This is a genomic window from Sinomonas sp. G460-2 (assembly GCF_047759905.1).
Lineage (GTDB): Bacteria > Actinomycetota > Actinomycetes > Actinomycetales > Micrococcaceae > Sinomonas.
This window is the reverse complement of the sequence record NZ_JBKZWT010000450.1, coordinates 1-2302: the sequence shown is the minus strand read 5'-3', so window position 1 is coordinate 2302 and position 2302 is coordinate 1. Positions and strand designations below refer to the sequence as shown.

The following is a 2302-nucleotide window of genomic DNA, read 5'->3' as shown; positions in this document are numbered from 1 at the left end:
GCGAGGACGTCCTCGGGCCTCCGCCCCCGGTTCTCCGCCTCCGCGACCTCGTGGAAACGGAGCGCGCCCTGGAGGTCGACGATGCCCACCGCGAGATAGTCGACGTTGAGCTCCGCGCCGAGCGCGCCCTGCCGTGCGTTGAGCACGAGGCCCACGCCCGGCCGTCCGCGCTCGCCGCCCCGCGTGACGCCGACTTCTTCGACGAGCTCGGTCTCGAGGAGCTCCGCGACGAGGCTCGAGACCGAGGCCTTCGTGAGGCCCGTCGCGGCGGCGATGTCGGCCCGCGTGGCGCGCGTGTCGGGGCCGATGCTGCCGAGGACGAGGGCCAAGTTCCGCCGTCGCACGTCGGCCACGCGCCCGGGGGCCGCGTTGCCTCCCGTGCCGCCCAAGTGCTCGCGCACGCTCGCCCCTTCCCGATGAGTTCGGCGGCCGTCCGGTTCTTCCGGAAGGCCATTGACCAAGTTCACCATGACCCATATAGTTCAGAACACATACTAAATCACTTTCGAGCCCAATGAGGTGCCTGATATGACTCCTAAGCCCACGCCTGCGGACAAGTTCACGTTCGGCCTCTGGACCGTCGGCTGGACCGGCAACGATCCGTTCGGCGTCCCGACCCGCGCGGCCCTCGACCCCGTCGAGGCCGTGCACAAGCTCGCGGAACTCGGCGCCTACGGCCTCACGTTCCACGACAACGACCTCGTCCCCTTCGGCGCGTCGGCGGATGAGCGCGAGCTCATCCTCAAGCGCTTCCGGGCCGCGCTCGAGGAGACGGGCCTCAAGGTCCCCATGGTCACCACGAACCTGTTCAGCCACCCGGTCTTCAAGGACGGCGGCTTCACGTCCAACGACCGCTCCGTGCGCCGCTTCGCGCTCGCGAAGCTGTTGCGCAACATCGATCTCGCCGCCGAGCTCGGCGCCGAGACGTTCGTCATGTGGGGCGGTCGCGAGGGCTCGGAGTACGACGGCTCGAAGGACCTCGCCGCCGCGCTCGACCGCTACCGCGAGGGCGTCGACACCGCCGCGGGCTACATCAAGGAGAAGGGCTACGGCCTGCGGATCGCGCTCGAGCCCAAGCCCAACGAGCCGCGCGGCGACATCCTCCTGCCGACCGTGGGCCACGGCCTCGGCTTCATCGCCCAGCTCGAGCACGGCGACATCGTGGGCCTCAACCCCGAGACGGGCCACGAGCAGATGGCCGGGCTGAACTTCACCCACGGCATCGCGCAGGCGCTGTGGGCGGGCAAGCTCTTCCACATCGACCTCAACGGCCAGCGCGGCATCAAGTACGACCAGGACCTCGTGTTCGGCCACGGAGACCTCACGAGCGCGTTCTTCACCGTGGACCTGCTCGAGAACGGCTTCCCGGGCGGCGGCCCGCGCTACGACGGCCCGCGCCACTTCGACTACAAGCCCTCCCGGACCGACGGGTACGACGGCGTGTGGGCGTCCGCGGCCGCGAACATGTCGATGTACCTGCTCCTCAAGGAGCGCGCGGCGTCCTTCCGGGCCGACGCGGAGGTCCAGGAGGCCCTGCGCACCTCGGGCGTCTACGAGCTGTCCGAGCCCACGCTCGCACCGGGGGAGACGGCGGCGGAGCTGCTCGCCGACCCGTCCGCGTTCGAGGCGTTCGACGCCGACGCGGCCGGGGAGCGCTCCTACGCGTTCATCCGCCTCAACCAGCTGGCCATCGAGCACCTCCTCGGGGCACGGTAGGTTCATGCCGCTCGTAGCCGGAGTCGACAGCTCGACGCAGTCCTGCAAGGTCGTGGTCCGCGACGCCGAGACCGGGGTGCTTTTGCGTTCCGGCTCGGCGCCCCACCCTGCCGGCACTGAGGTGCACCCCGACGCGTGGTGGGACGCGCTCCAGGCCGCGATCTCGGCCGCGGGCGGGATCGACGACGTCGCGGCGATCTCCGTGGGCGGCCAGCAGCACGGCATGGTGTGCCTCGACGAGGACGGCGCCGTGGTGCGGCCCGCCCTCCTGTGGAACGACACGCGCTCGGCGGCCACTGCGGCGGAACTCGTGAAAGAAGCGGGCGACGGCGACGCTGCCGCCGGCGCCCGCTGGTGGGCCGAGGCGACCGGGACGGTGCCGGTGGCCTCGATCACCGCGACGAAGCTCCGCTGGCTCGCCGAGAACGAGCCCGAGAACGCGGCGCGGACCGCAGCCGTCTGCCTCCCGCACGACTGGCTCTCGTGGCGGCTCGCGGGCCACGGGCCTGGAACCGGCGGGCTGGACGCCTTGCGGACGGACCGCTCGGACGCGTCGGGCACGGGGTACTGGTCGCCGTCGTCGGGC

General features: G+C 71.4%; 3 protein-coding genes. 2 read left to right on the top strand and 1 reads right to left on the bottom strand.

From position 1 onward, the window contains the following. On the bottom strand, positions 1-401 hold a 401-nt coding region (locus ACLN58_RS21255), incomplete at its 3' end, for a MarR family transcriptional regulator (RefSeq protein WP_415857205.1). 127 nt (positions 402-528) lie between these two features. Between ACLN58_RS21255 and xylA the strand changes: the two genes are divergently transcribed. After that, entirely contained in the window at positions 529-1716 is a 1188-nt protein-coding gene (xylA, locus tag ACLN58_RS21250; RefSeq protein WP_415857204.1) for a xylose isomerase, read from the top strand. A 4-nt stretch (positions 1717-1720) separates the two neighbouring features. Then, positions 1721-2302, top strand: a 582-nt coding sequence (locus ACLN58_RS21245) for an FGGY family carbohydrate kinase (protein WP_415857203.1), incomplete at its 3' end; no start/stop codon positions are given.